The 17,460-nt window shown below is 42.6% G+C and carries 16 protein-coding genes and 1 pseudogene; 2 read left to right on the top strand and 15 right to left on the bottom strand.

Annotation, left to right across the window (positions count from 1 at the left end):
• Window positions 1-119: 119 nt before the first annotated feature.
• Window positions 120-1,100 (bottom strand): acetylxylan esterase, encoded by a 981-nt coding sequence (locus ACWPV5_RS01600; protein WP_454382041.1) that lies wholly within the window; start codon window positions 1,098-1,100, stop codon window positions 120-122.
• A gap of 283 nt (window positions 1,101-1,383) precedes the next feature.
• Between ACWPV5_RS01600 and ACWPV5_RS01595 the strand changes: the two are divergent.
• Together ACWPV5_RS01595 and ACWPV5_RS01590 are read left to right on the top strand one after the other, a co-directional pair.
• Window positions 1,384-1,934 (top strand): annotated as a pseudogene (locus ACWPV5_RS01595) (GNAT family N-acetyltransferase).
• 141 nt (window positions 1,935-2,075) lie between these two features.
• Window positions 2,076-2,990 carry an Rpn family recombination-promoting nuclease/putative transposase gene (locus tag ACWPV5_RS01590; protein ID WP_454382040.1) on the top strand — a complete coding sequence of 305 codons (915 nt, stop codon included), beginning with the start codon at window positions 2,076-2,078 and terminating at the stop codon, window positions 2,988-2,990.
• 559 nt (window positions 2,991-3,549) lie between these two features.
• Here the strand turns inward: ACWPV5_RS01590 and recG are convergent.
• From recG to nrdR, 14 genes are all read right to left on the bottom strand, one after another.
• Window positions 3,550-5,565, bottom strand: coding sequence for an ATP-dependent DNA helicase RecG (gene recG, locus ACWPV5_RS01585; protein ID WP_261127585.1), 2,016 nt, complete (start codon window positions 5,563-5,565; stop codon window positions 3,550-3,552).
• Between the two features lie 21 nt (window positions 5,566-5,586).
• Window positions 5,587-6,690, bottom strand: coding sequence for an alanine racemase (gene alr / locus ACWPV5_RS01580; protein WP_454382039.1), 1,104 nt, complete (start codon window positions 6,688-6,690; stop codon window positions 5,587-5,589).
• Complete coding sequence (gene acpS, locus ACWPV5_RS01575) at window positions 6,680-7,042, bottom strand: holo-ACP synthase (RefSeq protein WP_033681488.1); 363 nt, start codon at window positions 7,040-7,042, stop codon at window positions 6,680-6,682. Before acpS ends, alr begins: the two co-directional genes overlap by 11 nt.
• 44 nt (window positions 7,043-7,086) lie before the next feature.
• On the bottom strand, window positions 7,087-8,118 hold the full coding sequence (locus tag ACWPV5_RS01570; protein ID WP_454382038.1) for a 3-deoxy-7-phosphoheptulonate synthase: 1,032 nt from the start codon (window positions 8,116-8,118) through the stop codon (window positions 7,087-7,089).
• Between the two features lies 1 nt (window position 8,119).
• The gene (locus ACWPV5_RS01565) at window positions 8,120-9,151 is read right to left on the bottom strand and encodes a 3-deoxy-7-phosphoheptulonate synthase (protein ID WP_049500894.1); all 1,032 of its coding nucleotides are present in this window, start codon (window positions 9,149-9,151) and stop codon (window positions 8,120-8,122) included.
• A gap of 80 nt (window positions 9,152-9,231) precedes the next feature.
• Window positions 9,232-11,745 (bottom strand): preprotein translocase subunit SecA, encoded by a 2,514-nt coding sequence (secA, locus tag ACWPV5_RS01560; protein WP_454382037.1) that lies wholly within the window; start codon window positions 11,743-11,745, stop codon window positions 9,232-9,234.
• 145 nt (window positions 11,746-11,890) lie between these two features.
• Window positions 11,891-12,178 carry a hypothetical protein gene (locus ACWPV5_RS01555; protein ID WP_454382036.1) on the bottom strand — a complete coding sequence of 96 codons (288 nt, stop codon included), beginning with the start codon at window positions 12,176-12,178 and terminating at the stop codon, window positions 11,891-11,893.
• 10 nt (window positions 12,179-12,188) lie between these two features.
• Window positions 12,189-12,398, bottom strand: a complete 210-nt coding sequence (locus ACWPV5_RS01550) for a hypothetical protein (protein WP_454382035.1) — start codon at window positions 12,396-12,398, stop codon at window positions 12,189-12,191.
• A 10-nt stretch (window positions 12,399-12,408) separates the two neighbouring features.
• Window positions 12,409-12,744: a hypothetical protein gene (locus ACWPV5_RS01545; protein WP_454383420.1), complete on the bottom strand. Its 336-nt coding sequence runs from the start codon at window positions 12,742-12,744 to the stop codon at window positions 12,409-12,411.
• A gap of 83 nt (window positions 12,745-12,827) precedes the next feature.
• Entirely contained in the window at window positions 12,828-14,138 is a 1,311-nt protein-coding gene (gene der, locus ACWPV5_RS01540) for a ribosome biogenesis GTPase Der (RefSeq protein ID WP_001207696.1), read from the bottom strand.
• A 13-nt stretch (window positions 14,139-14,151) separates the two neighbouring features.
• A complete protein-coding gene (locus ACWPV5_RS01535; protein WP_084927202.1) occupies window positions 14,152-14,865 on the bottom strand; it encodes an NADPH-dependent oxidoreductase in 714 nt (237 codons plus the stop codon).
• Complete coding sequence (gene dnaI, locus ACWPV5_RS01530) at window positions 14,862-15,758, bottom strand: primosomal protein DnaI (RefSeq protein WP_084927203.1); 897 nt, start codon at window positions 15,756-15,758, stop codon at window positions 14,862-14,864. Before dnaI ends, ACWPV5_RS01535 begins: the two co-directional genes overlap by 4 nt.
• The gene (locus ACWPV5_RS01525; protein WP_454382034.1) at window positions 15,759-16,928 is read right to left on the bottom strand and encodes a DnaD domain protein; all 1,170 of its coding nucleotides are present in this window, start codon (window positions 16,926-16,928) and stop codon (window positions 15,759-15,761) included.
• Complete coding sequence (gene nrdR, locus ACWPV5_RS01520; RefSeq protein WP_001203672.1) at window positions 16,929-17,402, bottom strand: transcriptional regulator NrdR; 474 nt, start codon at window positions 17,400-17,402, stop codon at window positions 16,929-16,931.
• Window positions 17,403-17,460: the final 58 nt, after the last annotated feature.

Genomic DNA, 17,460 nt, shown 5'->3' with positions numbered 1-17,460 from the left:
CTTCTTTCTTATACCGATCTATTACCAATCATCCTATTTTACACACCGAGATCAACTGAAAACTTGTCACTTCCAACTATTAAACTACAAAAAAGAGAGCTACTGGTCTCTCTCATTCATCATTTTACATACTTAAAAAGAATCTCACTACCACAGAGCCAATTGTAGACTTGGTCATTGACAAATACATTCATAGCTTCATGGGCATACTCCGGCATGATGCGATGGGCTTTATCACAGGTCAGACGGTTGTATATCGCAAACTGGGTAATAGGATAGCAAACATCATCGTCCAAGCCCGTAATCATCTTAACCTCACCCTTGATACGATGGGCAAGATTTTTCACATCGATATAGGCAAGGGTCGCCATGATTTTCTCCTCAGTTTCATGGAAGGGGTCGTGAAACTTGAAATAACGGAACAGTTCGTCGTAAGCCTCGCTAGTATTACCAATCTCAAGCACTCGTCTGAAGTCTGACAAGAAAGGATAGATGGCAACTGTTTTCTGAATCCGAGGATTGAGCGCTGCCGCAACCAAGGCTAGAGCCCCTCCTTGCGAGGCACCATAGCTAGAAAGGCACTTCTCATCTACCTGAGGCAGACTAGCAATAATTTCAACCAACTGGTAAATGTCCAGATAAACATCCTTATAAAAGAGATGATCCCGACCTTCCACAGCCCCACGGACAATATGTCCCTTAACCGTATTTCCTAAAGGAGAACGCAAACCGTCTTGCGAATAACCTGACTGTCCCCGCACATCCATGGAAACAACACCATAACCAGCAACGGTGAAGGCCAGCATGTCAGCCCAGTCCCAGCCACGTCCCATATAACCATGGAAATGGAAGATTAGTGGAACCTTCTCCTCACTTTTTGGAAGAACGACGCGCGCATAAACCTTGCCTTCATTGGTTCCTTCAAACGTTAACTCATAGCACTTGACTTGAGGAATGTGGAAATTTCTTTCCTCCAACTGGTAGGCTGGAAGAGTTGAAACTTTTTTCACTTCCTCATCCCAGAAAGCATCAAAATCTTCTGGAACCTCATCCCGTCCTTTATAAGTCTTGATTTCTTCTAGCAAAGCTGGATTTTTCATAATATACTCCTTTTATTTTGTAATCGCTACCACCACTGTAGCATATCTAAGTAATCAATGCAAGAAAGAAGGGTAAATAGAAAATGAATTTAGATTTTATTTCTTCAAACCTACTGACTGAAAGTCTAATAAATTGAATCTAGAATAGTACCAATCAACTTCTAAAGTATTTTTAGAAATTAATGTGAATGCCCCAGTTGATTTGTCTACAGTTTATCTCGATATACTATAGTTTCAATGGAGATTGAATAGAGAATCACACACCAGAAAGCGAGGTAACATCATGAAAGCAATAGGTACACAAATATTACAGACAAACCGTTTAATCTTGAGAAGATTTGTGGAGAGTGATGCGGAAGCCATGTTTCAAAATTGGGCTTCGTCTGCTGAGAATCTGACCTATGTTACTTGGAATCCCCATTCTAATGTCGAAATCACTCGAAACTCGATCCGAAATTGGGTTGTTTCCTATACTAATCCCAACTATTACAAATGGGCCATTTAATTCAAAGAAAACCCAGATCAAGTGATAGGAGATATCATCATCATTGAGATGAATGAGGATGATTCCAGTTGTGAAATTGGCTATGTTTTAGGAAAAAACTATTGGAGTCGTGGTCTTATGACAGAGGCCTTAAAAGCTATCTTAGACTTCTGTTTTACTCAAGCAGATTTTCAAAAAGTCAAAGCACGATATGCCAGTCTCAACCCAGCTTCAGGTCATGTTATGGATAAGACTGGATGTCCTATCTAAAGACTGTTGCAAATGGGGTAGAGAGAAAAGGCTATATTGCGAACCTTATTTATTATCAGATAAGCGGAGAAGACAGATAATCTTAAAATTTATTGCTTATCCGCTGTTCTTATTTTTTATTTACTATTTCATTTATCCTCTTTTTTCCGAATAAATAGATAGAACCATCGAATCTAGCAAAATTAGATTTTAAAATATGGTATAATAGAAAGAGGGAATGGATGATTCTCAGACATCCGGGCATCAGCCCGACCAACGATTTGGTTGCTAAGAAAATCTTTAGCAATCCAGAAATCACTTGTCAATTTATTCGCGATATGCTGGACTTGCCAGCCAAAAATGTGACCATTTTGGAGGGGAGCAATATTCATGTCTTGCCTTCCCTGCCCTACTCGGCTCAGGATTTTTACACTAGTATAGACGTTTTGGCAGAGTTGGACAATGGAACACAGGTTATTATCGAAATACAAGTACATCATCAGAATTTTTTCATCAATCGCTTGTGGGCTTATCTATGTAGTCAGGTCAATCAGAATCTTGAGAAAATTCGCCAACGTGAAGGTGACACCCACCAGAGTTACAAGCATATCGCTCCTGTTTACGCCATTGCAATTGTGGACAGCAACTACTTCCAAGATGACTTGGCTTTTCACAGCTTTAGTATGCGAGAGGACACGACAGGTGAGGTCTTAACTATCACAAACAATGGACAGGAACACCATCTAGTCAAGATGGCATTCTTGGAACTCAAAAAATACAGAGAAACCAGCAAAGATAAGGTTCGCAAACCGTGGTTGGAGTTTTTTGGGAATAAACCTTTTACCCAGCAACCCGAGCGAGCCATCAGCCAAGCAGACCAAATGCTGGACTACAAGAGCTGGTCCGAGGAGGACAGGAAAATGTTTAGTCAACTACGTATGCGAGAAGAACAAGCATTGTTAGCACAGGACTATGCCTTGGAACAAGCTGAAGAAAAAGGCTTAGAACGTGGTCTTGAACGAGGAAAAGTTGAAGGAAGTTTGTCTATGCTAGTAAATCTAGTACGTCAAGGTCTTCTGACTTCCGAGGTTGCCAGTCAACAGTTGAGTATGACTGTCGCTGAGTTTGAAGAACTATTGAAAGAGCATCATAAATAAGAACTAAAAAATATAGAGAAACCAGCAAAGACGAGGTTCGCAAGCCGTGGTTGGAGTTTTTGTAAATCATTAAATCAATGACAGATTTTTCCGTAATAGATGGAAGAATCTGTTTTTTTAGTTATGCTAGATGTGGGCTCTGAAATAGTAAGATATAGTGTATTGAAATAAGATATGAACAAAGAAATTAGGAAAGTCAAATTATAGTTAAATGAAATAAAAACTGAACAAATTGATTGCGGAATTCAAGCTAATTTCTAGCAACGTTTTAGAAAACTCGGTGGACTATTTCGGATTCAATCTACTATAATTTCTAGAATTTTTTTAGAATCCGCAATGTGCTATTTTAGATTCAATAAATTGTGCTTTTAAAAACGAAAAAAGAGCATCTCCGCCCTTTTTCTCCTGTTCAATCTTAATTTTTTGCTTCTTTCTTTTGGAAAGTGGTTTGGTAATTTACTTTAATCGTTACTGTCATATGAGAGTCCTCGTTTCTTTTTGATGACTCTAGTATAAGGGTCAAACCTGAAAGCTAGCTTAAGTTTTCCCTAAAGAAAGCTTAATCTAAATGTTCTTTCTTTTCCAAATGAAGGGCAATCATGCGCCATTCTGGATCCTCTTGCCAGCCTTCTATCGAACTAATGTAGCTAGCAACCTTTCTGGCTTCTTCTAAAATCGGAAAATCTTCGATAATATCAGCCACTTGGAACTCTGGGAGACCTGACTGTCTGGTTCCAAAAATCTCACCTGAACCACGCATTTTCAAATCTTCTTCCGCAAGGACAAATCCATTGGTGGTTTCTGTCATGATACGCATGCGGTCTTTCCCAGAATCCGTCTTGGGATTGGCAACGAGAACCGCATAGGACTGCTTGTCTCCCCGACCCACACGACCTCTAAGCTGGTGAAGCTGGCTGAGACCGAAGCGATCGGCATCCATGATAATCATAACTGTCGCATTTGGAACATTAACCCCAACCTCGATAACCGTTGTCGAAACCAGAATATCCGTTTTTCGTTCTTTGAACTCCTGCATAATATGGTCTTTTTCATCACTCTTCATCTTACCATGTAAAAGAGCCACTTCTGCCTTGCCTCCAAAATGAGCTGTCAACTCCTCTGATAAGGCAATAGCATTTTTCAGATCTAGAGCTTCTGATTCTTCAATCAAGGGAGAGATGACATAGGCTTGAGAACCTTTTTGAATTTCCCCCTCTAACCAAGTCAAGACCTGAGGTAATTGCTCATGTTTGATCCAGCGAGTCACAATAGGCTTCCGCCCTGCTGGCATCTGGTCGATAATGGAAACATCCATATCGCCAAAGGCTGTGATGGCCAAGGTTCGTGGTATGGGAGTCGCTGTCATCATGAGTACATCTGGATTGTCGCCTTTTTCTCTCAAAACACGCCTTTGCCCTACACCAAATCGGTGCTGCTCATCGATGATAATCAAGCCCAGACGAGCATAATCTACCCCATCCTGAATCAGAGCGTGGGTTCCGATAATCAAATCAGCCTCACCCTTGGCAATAGTCTCCAAGACTTCTCTCTTTTCTGCAGCTTTCAAGGAACCTGTCAAAAGAGCCAGTTTCAAGTCTGGAAAGAGGTTCTGTAAACTCTCAAAGTGTTGCTCTGCAAGGATTTCTGTCGGTACCATGAGGGCTGCTTGGTAGCCAGCTGTCACTGCCGCAAACATAGCCAAACCAGCGACTACCGTTTTTCCACTCCCCACATCCCCTTGTAGAAGACGATTCATGTGGTGGTCCGACTTCATGTCGGTCAAAATTTCCTGCAAACTCTTTTCCTGAGCTGTGGTCAGGACAAAAGGCAGCCTTTCTTTGACTGCTGTCACTTTTTCCTGAGACCAATTCAGGACCAGACCACTTCCCTGAACTCTATTTTCAGACTTGAGCGTCTGCAATTGCATTTGGAAATAAAAGAGTTCCTCAAATTTAATACGGCGAATGGCTTGCTTGTATTCTGCCAAATCCTTGGGGAAATGCATAGCACGAACTGCCTGACAACGGGACATGAGTTTGTATTTATCGAGCAAAGACTGGGGAAGATTTTCCTCTATCAAGAGATCCAGTCCCTGATCAAAGGCTGTCTTGATAACTTTGACCAGACTGGCCTGACTGATTCCCTGAGCCAAGCGATAGACAGGTTGGAGGTCATCTTCCACCTGAGCCAGAACCTTCATCCCTGTCAGGCTAGCCTTGGCGCGGTCCCATTTTCCAAAGACAGCAAGGGTTGCTCCCAACTCTATCTTATCTGCTAGATAGGGCTGGTTAAAGAAATTTACCGCAAAAACAACTTCTCCCTGCTTGAGGCTAAAACGCAGGCGATTACGCTTAAAACCATAATACTGGACACTGGCAGGAGTCACGACTTGACCAGATAGGACTGCCTTCTCCCCGTCCTCTAGTTCCAATACTTGCTTGGTTTTGAAGTCTTCATAACGGAAAGGAAAGTAGAGCAAGAGGTCTTGCAAGTTTTCAATTCCTAATTTGGCGTATTTTTCTGCTGACTTTGGTCCCACACCAGGTAAGACATGCAAGGGTTGATGTAGATTCATGCTCCCCCTCCTTTCTTTGTTTTAATAATACTCTCTCGGAATGCGATCGCTGAGAAGACAAATCACCTCATAGTTAATAGTCCCACGGTAGGTCGCTACCTGAGTAGCTGTAATTTCCTTGTCACCGTTGGAGCCAATCAAGGTTACTTTTGTTCCTAGCGGATAAATCTTAGGCAAGCGAATGGTGATTTGGTCCATAGAAACTCGTCCAACAATTGGGCAAGCTTGCCCATCTACCAAGACAGCGAAATTTTGCATGTCTCGTGTCCATCCATCCGCATAGCCGATCGGTACGGTCGCGATGACTTGCTCGCTGTCCGCCTGATAGGTAGCTCCGTAGCCCATGCAAGCTCCAGCTGGAACTGTCTTGACATGGACCAGGGCAGATTGCAAGGTCAAGGCTGGTGTCAAATAATAAGGCAAGTCCAAAACCTCTCCGCTAGGATTAAGACCATACATAGCATCTCCCATACGGACCGCATTGAAAATAGTCTCTGCATGCCAAAGGGTCGTTGCCGAATTACTGGCATGAACCAGCTCTGGAAGACCTTTCATACTAGCTAAAATAGTTTTAAACCGTTCCAACTGCTCATTAAAGTAGTCATCTGACTCTTCATCAGCAGTCGCAAAGTGGGTAAAGATTCCTTCAACACCAGCACCGTGTTGTTGGAGTAAATTTTGAGCCTGCTCAGCCTCTCGAGCCTCTCGAAAACCAATCCGTCCCATTCCTGAGTCAATCTTGAGGTGGACTGTCAAACCTGATAGATCTGCTTCCCTATCTAAGAGTGCTTGAATCCACTCCAATCCAGCTACTGTCAAGGTGATGTCGTATTCTTTAGCAAGAGAAACAGCTTCGATTTCAGAAACTCCTAAAATGAGGATTCGTTTGCTGAGTCCAGCCTGTCTGAGTTCAATGGCCTCATCAATATTCGAAACGCAAAAACCATCTACATCATCTTGAATAGCCGTCGCAACAGCAACAGCCCCATGCCCATAGGCATTAGCCTTGACCACTGCAAATTTGAGCGTTCCTTCAGGGATATGAGCCCCCATTTGCTGAATATTTTGTCGAATAGCTCCCAGATGAATCAGAGCCTTGGTTGGTCTATGTGGACTAGCTTTCATGATTTTCCTCCAAAATGACACTGGCTGTCACAAACTGATCTGTATGGCTGATAGACAGCCAAATCTTTCCTGAAAAAGGTGACTGACTAAAATAAGGCGCCCCGCGTTCATTGTTCAAGACTTCCAAATCTTGAAAACCGAGCTTGCCAATACCTGTTCCCATAGCCTTGGAAAAGGCTTCTTTAGCCGACCAGCGACCAGCCAAATATTCGATTTGTCTGCGCCCTTTAAGACTGTTAAACCGCTCCATTTCCTTAGCTGTCAGCACGCGCTTGGCAAATCCTTCATGTCGTGTAACTGCGCTTTCTATCGAAGCTAATTCTTCGATGTCAATTCCGTGTCCAACTATCATTCTCATCAAAAGGAGTTGAGATTCCCCAACTCCATCCTTTTCAATTATTTTGTTAAGGTAGCATAGATTTCTTCTACCAAAGCCTCTGTATTTTCCCAACCTAGGCAAGGATCGGTAATAGAGCAACCAAAGACCTCTGGTTGGTTTTGACGACCATCTGCTAAGTAAGATTCAATCATAAAGCCTCGAACCGTCTTTTTAATCTTCTCATTCCAATCACGATTCTGCAAGGTCTTACGAACCACTCGAATCTGCTCCATATATTGCTTGCCTGAGTTATCATGGTTGGTGTCGATGAGAATAAAAGGATTTTCAAGTCCCATTGTCTCATAACGTTCAATGGCATTTAGCAAGGTTTCATAGTAAAAGTTAGGCTCATTTTTCCCATACTCATTGACTGCTCCACGAAGAATGACGTGAGCCAAAGGATTTCCTGAAGTCTCAACTTCTTGGCCATGGAAGAGGAAGGTCTGTTTGTTCTGAGCGGCATAAATACCGTTAAACATGACCCCAAGATTTCCTGAGGTTGGATTTTTCATCCCGACCGGTGCATCAATCCCTGAGGCCACAAAGCGGTGCTCTTGGTCTTCCACAGAACGAGCCCCAACAGCATGATAGCTGACCAAATCATCTACCAAAACCAGATTTGACGGATAAAGCATCTCATCTGCCGTTGTCAAACCAGTCTCTGTAATCACTCGGTAGTGCAACTGGCGTACAGCCTGCAAGCCATTAATCAGATTTGGAGCCTTAGAAGTATCTGGCTGGTGTACCAAGCCTTTATAGCCGTCTCCGTTTGTGCGAGGTTTAGCAGTATAAACACGCATAACCATGAAAATCTTGTCCGCCACCTTCTTTTGCAAGGCCGATAAACGGCGGGCATATTCCAAGACAGCCTCTTCATTATCAGAAGAGCAAGGACCAATCACCAAAAGGATACGGTCGTCTTCTCCTGAAATGATGTCTGCCAATTCTCTGTCACGGCGCTCCTTTAGGCGCAAGGCTTCCGCAGACAATTGGGTTTCTGCCTTGATTGCTTCAATATCGATTTCTTGACCTTTTTCAATAAATGCCATCTTATTCTCCTAGCGTTTGGTAGATTTCTCTGACAAGGGCTTCCGTATTTTCCCAGCCAAGGCAAGGGTCTGTGATAGACTTGCCAAATACTTCTGGTTCGTTTTGACGGCCATCTTCTAGATAAGACTCAATCATAAAGCCACGAACATACTGCTTGATTTTTTCATTCCAATCACGGTTAATCAAGGTCTGGCGGACAATTCGAATCTGGTCCATATATTGCTTACCAGAGTTGTCATGATTGGTGTCCACAATGATAAAGGGATTTTCCAAGCCCATTTTCTCATACTGGGCAATGGTATCCATCAAATTATCATAGTAGTAGTTAGGAATATTCTTACCATACTCATTGATCGCTCCACGAAGAATAGCGTGCGAAAGCGGGTTCCCAGTTGTTTCCACTTCTTTTCCTAGGAAAAGGAAACTTTGTTTGTTTTGAGCAGCATAAATCCCATTAAACATGACATTGAGATTTCCAGAGGTTGGATTTTTAAAACCAGTCGCGAAATCTGCTCCACTGGCCACAAAGCGGTGTTGCTGGTCTTCAACTGAACGGGCACCAACTGCCATGTAAGAAATCAAATCATCCACTAGCGGAAGATTTTCAGGATAAAGCATTTCGTCAGCTGTCGTCATACCTGTTTCCGTGATGACACGATAGTGAAGATGGCGCACGGCTTTGATTCCATTGATAAGACTAGGCGCTTCTGTCGCGTTAGGCTGGTGAATCAAGCCCTTGTATCCATCTCCGTTGGTACGAGGTTTGGCAGTATAAACACGCATAACCATAAAGATACGGTCTGCCACTTCTTCTTGCAAAGCTGCCAAACGCTTAGCGTATTCAAGAACAGCTTCTTCATTGTCAGATGAGCATGGCCCGATTACCAAGAGAATTCGCTGGTCTTCTCCACGTATAATGGCTTCTAGCTCTTGATCGCGCTGTGATTTTCTCTCCAAAGCTTGGCCTTCTAATTTTGATAAGGCACGAACTTCTTCAATATTGATTTTAGGACTTTTTGCTGTAAATACCATAACTCATCTCCTTATAAAGCAAACGGATACCAAGTAAAAATTTACTTTTCACAAGGTATCCGCCTCTAAACTATCTCATTTTATTGTCTTTTACCGTGACAGTTTTTAAACTTCTTACCAGAACCACATGGGCAAAGCTCATTGCGTCCAATCTGGCTCAAATCCAAATCTTCTGGCATACTTGCTTGGTGGGCAGCAATATTACGAGTCGCTGTTGTACTGATATGGCGTTCTGCCTGTGGTCTTTCTTGTTCATGAATTTGTGCTTTCATCATCAAGCGTGTCACATCAAACTCAATCGAACCAATCATGTCATTAAACATACGGAAACCTTCTGCCTGATACTCAACAACAGGGTTGTTCTGAGCATAGCCACGAAGTCCAACCGCGTTACGCAATTGATCAAGGGCATCGATATGATCTGTCCACTTGTTATCCACCACTCGTAGAATCAAGACTTTTTGGAATTCTTTAACTGCTTCTTCATCACGTAGTTTTGAAACCTGACTATCGTAAACTTGCAAGGCACGTTGGAAGAGCTCTTCCTTGATGGCCTTATCAGACAAGCCTGACAAGTCTTCGATTGAAATAGAATCTTCTGGAAGCAAGTTGTACTTAGCAAAGTTCAAAATCGCTTCTAGTTTTTCATCTTGTTTGGCACGCGCATGACCATCAACGACACGTTCAATCGTGCGTTTAATCATAGCCTGAATTTCAGGTGCCAAGTCACGGTCTGCAGTGATGACATCGTAACGTTGAGCATAGATAATCTCACGTTGTTCACGCATGACATCATCGTATTGAAGGACTTGTTTACGAGTATCGTAGTTATTTCCTTCGACACGTTTCTGAGCTGCTTCAACCTGACGTGTCAACATACGAGACTCAATGGCCTCTTCAGACATGTTGAGACGTTCAAAGATTCCTTTCAAGCGTTCAGAACCAAAACGTTTCATCAAGTCATCTTCAAGAGAGAGGTAGAATTGTGACTCACCTGGGTCTCCTTGACGACCTGAACGTCCACGAAGCTGGTTATCGATACGACGGCTTTCATGGCGCTCTGTACCAATAACACAAAGTCCTCCAAGTTCACGAACCCCTTCACCAAGCTTGATGTCGGTACCACGACCGGCCATGTTAGTCGCAATGGTAACAGCACCACGTTGACCAGCATTCATAATGATTTGGGCTTCTTTATAGTGGTTCTTAGCATTCAAGACTTCGTGAGGAACGCCAGCTGCAACCAATTTCTTAGAAATGTAGTCACTGGTTTCAACCGCTACTGTACCAACCAAGACAGGCTGACCTTTTTGGTAACGAGCCTTAACGTCTTCGACAACCGCCTTAAACTTAGCTTCGATACTTGCATAAAGTAGGTCTGAATGGTCAATACGTTGAACAGGACGGTTGGTTGGGATTGGAATCACACGAATGTTGTAAATTTCACGGAATTCTTCTTCCTCAGTCTTACCTGTACCCGTCATACCAGACAATTTCTTATACATACGGAAAAGGTTTTGGTAAGTGATTGAGGCAGATGTCTTGGTTTCATCCTGAATTGGCACACCTTCTTTGGCTTCAATGGCTTGGTGCAATCCATCAGAATAACGACGACCTTCCATAGTACGACCTGTAAATTGGTCAACGATCAAGATTTCTTGTTCTTCGCTCACCACATAGTCAATATCGAGAAGCATGATGTAGTTGGCACGAAGGGCGTTATCGATAAAGTGAGTCAGAGCTACGTTTTCGATATCATAGAGATTTTCAAGTTTGAAGTAGCTTTCAGCCTTGTCAATCCCTGAATCAGACAAACCAATAGTCTTAGACTGCACATCGATGATGTAGTCGTCTTTGTCCAACGATTTTACATAGTGGTCTGCCATGTGGTAGAGCTGACTGGTTTCAACTGCATTAGCACCTGATACGATCAAAGGTGTACGGGCCTCGTCAATCAAGATAGAGTCAACCTCATCGACCAAGGCATAGTTAAGCGGGCGTTGTACCATGTTTTCAGCACGAACGACCATGTTGTCACGAAGGTAGTCAAATCCGATTTCTGAGTTGGTTGAGTAGGTAATATCACACTCATAGGCTTCTTTTTTCTCCATTGGAGATTTGGCAGCCAAGTTAATCCCTACTGACAAACCAAGCCATGAGTACAATTCACCCATCTCAGTCGCGTCACGTTCTGATAGGTATTCATTGACCGTAACTACGTGGACCCCTTTACCTGAAAGGGCGTTGAGGTATACGGGCATGGTCGCAGTCAAGGTTTTCCCTTCCCCTGTACGCATCTCTGGCACGTCACCATGATGAAGAACGATTCCCCCCATGACCTGAACCTTGTATGGGAAGAGACCTAGGACACGTTTAGCACCCTCACGGACAACCGCAAATGCTTCATAAAGCAGTGAATCCAGTGATTCTCCATTTTGATAACGTTCTTTAAATTCAACTGTTTTTGCTTTTAGTTGGTCGTCAGTCAAAGCAGCCATTTGGTCTTCGTATTTGAAAACCTTGTCAGCCATCTTTTCCAGACGACGGATTTCTCCTTTATCATTTTCGATAATTGTTTTTAAAATATTAGCCATGTTTTTCCTTACTTTAAATTCCGAATATTTTAGAATGTTCTTTTAATTTTAGCACAATTACTGATTATTTTCAAGGAAGAATCCCCATTTTGAAAAGGAAAAAGAGGCTAGTTTCCAAGCTAACCTCTCTGACTTTTATGATACTTTAATTGCCAAAAATCGGCAAAATCGCAAACAGGATAAATAGATTAATCCAAAGAGAAAGACAGCAGATAAGTCCAAAAACAAAGAGACTGACTTTCTTGGACAGCAAGGCCATCAAAATAGACAGAATACCAAAAACTAGCAAGACTTTCTCCATAACGAAGAGGTCAATCTTTCCCCCCAGAATCGGACTGCCCCAAGGAAGAAAGAAGAAAGCAATCCAGATAAATAGAACTAAACCAATATAAACCTTGGAATAGCGTGTAATAAATGATTTTAGATGTGCCATAAGCCACCTCCTATAAATAAAAACCGATATAATACTCTTCGAAAATCTCTTCAAACCACGTCAACGTCGCCTTGCCGTAGGTATGGATACTGACTTCGTCAGTTCTATCCACAACCTCAAAACAATGTTTTGAGCTGACTCCATCAGTCTTATCTACAACCTCAAAGCAGTGCTTTGAGCAACCTGCGGCTAGTTTCCTAGTTTGCTCTTTGATTTTCATTGAGTATAAATCAATGCCTTCCGCCCTTAGACTTTCCTAGTTCCCGTCTCAAGCGAAACATTTTTTTGAAAAAGATATAGTCTAACCAGTCACTAGCAAAAGCAATAAGTAGTAATAATAGCCAAATACCCCATAACTTGATATCGGTCAAATTTTTCAAGACGATATTGAAAAACAGAACTGAAAAAACTGTCCAAGTAAGGCTAAAAAGAGCATAGAGGGTGATGTAAATCCAGTAAAAATAGTAAAAAATTGGGAAAAATTTACTATCTCTGTTGGCCTTTTCAATCCAGCTGAAAAAGTAAAAACAGGGTAATAAGATTAACAATTTAAACAAATGTTCCATCATCAACACCTCTTTTTGATAGCGCTTTCTTCAACTTCATTTTATCAAAAAAATCTGGAAATGTCATTCCAGATTCTACTTTTTTATTTACGTTTTCTTGCGATGAGATGGATTGGAGTCCCCTCAAAGACAAAGGCCTTGCGGATTTGATTTTCCAAGAAACGCAGGTAAGAAAAGTGCATGAGTTCTTCTTCGTTGACAAAGATAACAAAGGTTGGTGGTTTAGTTGCCACTTGAGTCGCATAGAAGATTTTGAGACGTTTTCCTTTGTCTGTCGGTGTTGGGTTGATGGCAATAGCATCCATAATCACATCGTTCAAGACAGCTGATGGAATACGTGTGTTTTGACTTTCACTGATTTGCTTAATCATCTCAGGAAGTTTGTGGAGGCGTTGCTTGGTCAAAGCTGATACAAAGATAATCGGTGCGTAAGGCAGGTATTGGAACTGCTCACGAATATCTTCTTCCCAGTTTTTCATAGTATGGTTGTCTTTTTCAAGTGTATCCCACTTGTTGACCACGATAATCATCCCTTTACCAGCTTCATGGGCAAATCCTGCGATACGCTTGTCGTATTCACGAATACCCTCTTCCGCATTGATGACCATCAAGACCACATCTGAACGATCAATAGCTCGCATAGCGCGCATGACAGAGTATTTCTCGGTATTTTCATAAACCTTACCAGACTTACGCATACCAGCCGTATCAATCATGGTAAACTCTTGACCATCTGTATCTGTAAAGTGGGTATCAATGGCGTCACGAGTTGTTCCAGCAACTGGACTGGCAATGACACGGTCTTCTCCCAAAATAGCGTTAATCAAGCTTGATTTTCCGACGTTAGGACGACCAATCAGGCTAAACTTAATGACATCCGGATTTTCTTCTTCATATTCATTTGGAAGATTTTCGACGATGGCGTCTAGCACATCCCCTGTACCGATACCATGGACAGAGGAGATTGGCAGTGGTTCACCCAAACCGAGGGCATAGAAATCATAGATATCATTTCGCATCTCAGGGTTGTCCACCTTGTTGACTGCGAGGATAACTGGTTTGTGGGTCTTATAAAGTTTACGGGCTACGTATTCGTCCGCATCGGTAATCCCTTCCTTACCAGACACGACAAAGACGATAACATCTGCTTCTTCCATGGCAATTTCTGCCTGGTGCTTGATTTGTTCCATGAAAGGAGCATCGACGTCGTCGATTCCCCCTGTATCAATCATACTAAAGGAACGATTGAGCCACTCACCCGTTGCATAGATACGGTCACGTGTCACTCCTTCGACATCTTCTACAATGGAGATTCGCTCACCAGCGATCCGATTAAATAGGGTTGATTTCCCAACATTGGGACGTCCTACAATGGCAATAGTTGGTAGGGCCATAATTTCTCACTTTCTACAATAACTTCTTCTGTTCAAGATTTTTTCTAGTTGAGTTTGGTTCTGCTTGACCAAACTGTTCTGCTAGACGCTGACTCCAGCTTGTGGTCGCACGTGCTCCAGCATAGTCCGCCTGTACACGGTCATAAGCTTGGATTGCCTCAGTGGACTGTTCTCGGTATTCTTCCTCAAATACCACTTGATGCAATGGCAAACGAGGTTTGACTTCATGTTCTTCATTTGGTAAACCTAGTGCCATCCCAAAGACAGGATAGGTGTAGTCAGGTAGGTTAAAAAGCTCTGCTACTTCTTCTGACTTGTAACGTACCAAGCCAATAATGACACCACCATAGCCCAAGCTCTCAGCTGCAAGCAGGGTATTTTGACCAGCAAGGGCCGCATCGACTGAACTAATCAAGAGACCTTCCACACCTTGGGGTTGGAATGAGTCTGTATGAAGTCGGGCTCCCTTTTCTGCTCGGTTCAAATCTCCGACAAAGAGAAGGAAAACAGCTGACTGACGAATGGCTTCTTGAGGCACCAATTCATACAAGGCATCTTTCTTTTCTTGACTTCGCACTACAATCACAGAGTAGGATTGGAAATTCTTCCAAGACGAGGCCATCTGGGCTGCTGTCAGGATTTCAGTCAAGTCTTCCTGAGGAAGGGCTTGCTCCTTAAATCTTCGAACAGACTTATGAGCTTTCATCAGTTTAATCGTTTCTGTCATCGGCGGTTTACTCCTTCTAAACGAGTCTCCTCGGCCAAATAACGGATGCGTTCCATGACCCGTCTGGCTTCCCAGGTTTCGTTATCTCCTTTCTTCACTTTAGCAAAATGCTGCTCCAAATCTTCAAAGTTGAAGTTGGAGGTGAAAAAGGTCGGTAAATTTTCCTGCATCCGATATTGGAGAATGACCTGCAGGATTTCATCACGCACCCAAGCTGTTGATTGCTCGGCACCAATATCATCTAAAATCAGGACTTCAGACAGTTTAATCTCATCCACCAAGGTCTTAACATTGCCATCACTGATGGCATTTTTGGCATCAATGACAAAGCTAGGATAGTGGAGAAGAGTGGATGAAACACCACGTTTTTCTGATAAATCATGGGCTAAGGCAGCTACCATGAAACTTTTACCCACACCAAAGTCTCCATATAGGTAAAGACCTTTTCGAATAGCTGGATATTGCTCCACGAAGGCTAATAGCTTTTCAAAAACTGGCAAGCGACCCAAATCATCCAAGTCTACTTGAGCCAAACTAGCTTTCTTGAGACTGGCTGGCAGATTGATTAACTTAAGACGGTTCTTAATAGCCGCTTCTTTTTCAGCTGCGATTAGTTCAGGAGTTTCTTCATAAGAAACATCCGCATAGCCGTGATTCATGACCAAAATTGGCTTGTAGCCTTTGGCAATATAATCCGTATCACCACGAAGGAACTTGTCGCGTTCGGTGATGTACTGATTAAATTTGGAGATACTGCGATTTAATTCCTCTGGAGTCAGGGATTCTTGCTGGATAAAGGCCGCAACATCAGGGTCCTTCATGATTTTCTGGACCAAATCTTGATAGTGAAAACGGCTAGGTTGACGTTTGAGTACGTCTCCGACACTTTCCATCTAATCTCCTCCTTTTTCTAATCGAGCTAATAGTTCTTGTTTCTTACGTTCTAGTTCCATACGAGTTTCTTCGCTGGTTTCATTCTTATAATCTGGATTGCTCCACTTGGGCACATTGGACTTGGCAGGACTGGGTTTACTACTTTTTTGAGCCTGATTCTTCTGCCCTCTCTCACGAATGCGAAGAACTGCCTCTTCTGCCGAATGAATCTTTTGATAGGCGTAGTCATTGGCTACCTTCATGGCATATTTCTCATTGATATTTGCCGAATCCACCTTATTAAAGGTCAATAAGAGAATAATATTGATAACTTCGTCCAGCAAGCCCAAATCAGCCATCTGTTGCAAGAGTTCTCTTTCTGTTTGGGTGATGGTTCCCTTGCGTGTTTGCTTGATTTCTGCCAAGAACTGCAAGGCCGTTTTACTTTTGGCTTCTTTGATAATGGTCGTTTCCTTAGGATTAAAGTCAGAGGAAACTGGTTTTTGAGCAATTTTTTCCCGCATGCGTTTGGTTGAAATGACCTGGGAAACAGCTGTCGACTTGGCCAATTGATAGGTCTCAAACCAAGTCCATTTCTTCTCCTCAGCAATGGCAAAGAGGTTTAAGACGTCGGACTGCTCATCCGCAAAACGAAGCCCATCTCGAGCCATGAGCTGACGAAAATGGTCCAAATCAAAATCGTTGGCCACTTTCTTCTTGAGACTAAGGTCTTCTTGACTTCCTAGTTCTGCCAAATCTGGAAAGACTTGATTGAGTGAGACAGAGATTTCTTCACCGTCAGCACTTTCAACTTTCAAATCCTCCACCGCTGCATCGCCAATCTTCTTCTCCAAAAGTCTGCGATAAACAGGATGTTCCAAGAAGTCCTGACTCGAAAGAGGGTCATGAAGAGCTAGCTGATAGACGTCCCCCTTTTGATAGAGGGTCAAGAGATTAAAAGCAGATAGGATTTTCAAGGATTTTATCAGTCTGTCCATCCCAAAGTTGAGATGGTTGAGAATACTTGAAAAGAGGTATTCCTTTCTGCCATTATCCCAAAAACTAATCGTATAAATATAAAGGCTCAGTGCCTCCTGACCGATAATCGGGAGGTAGCACTGTACCAGAGATGAGGTATCTTGCGACACCCGATTATTCTTTAGATAAGAAAAACGGTCAATTGGCTTCATTTATCTTTCCTTTTTCTTTTTAGAGGACTGGGTGATTTGTTGGAGCAAGCTCTCTAACTCACTGACATCCTTAAAACTACGATAGACACTGGCAAAACGTACATAAGTAATCTCGTCCAATTCAGCCAACTCCTCCATGACGAGTGAACCAATGTCCTCACTTTGAATTTCATTTTCATTTCGACCACGGAGTTTCTGTTCGATACGATTGACTACCATGTTGATTTCATCACTTGACACAGGACGTTTCTGGGCTGAGCGGATAATCCCATTAAAGATTTTATCTCTGGAGAATTGTTCCCGTGTGCCATCTTTTTTAACAACCACTAAGGTTCTTTCTTCTACCCGTTCGTAGGTTGTAAAACGGTGCTGGCATTCATCGCACTCACGTCTTCTACGAATGGTGTTCCCTTCTTCTGCTTGGCGACTATCGATAACACTTGACTTGGTAGCCCCACATTTTGGACAACGCATCCTTTCCCTCCTTATCGTTTTCTTTTCATTATACCATTTTTTAAACGATTCCCAAAAC

This window comes from Streptococcus sp. Marseille-Q7156, assembly GCF_965119495.1.
The sequence above is the reverse complement of the archived record's forward strand: the minus strand, read 5'-3'. Positions and strand labels throughout refer to the sequence as shown.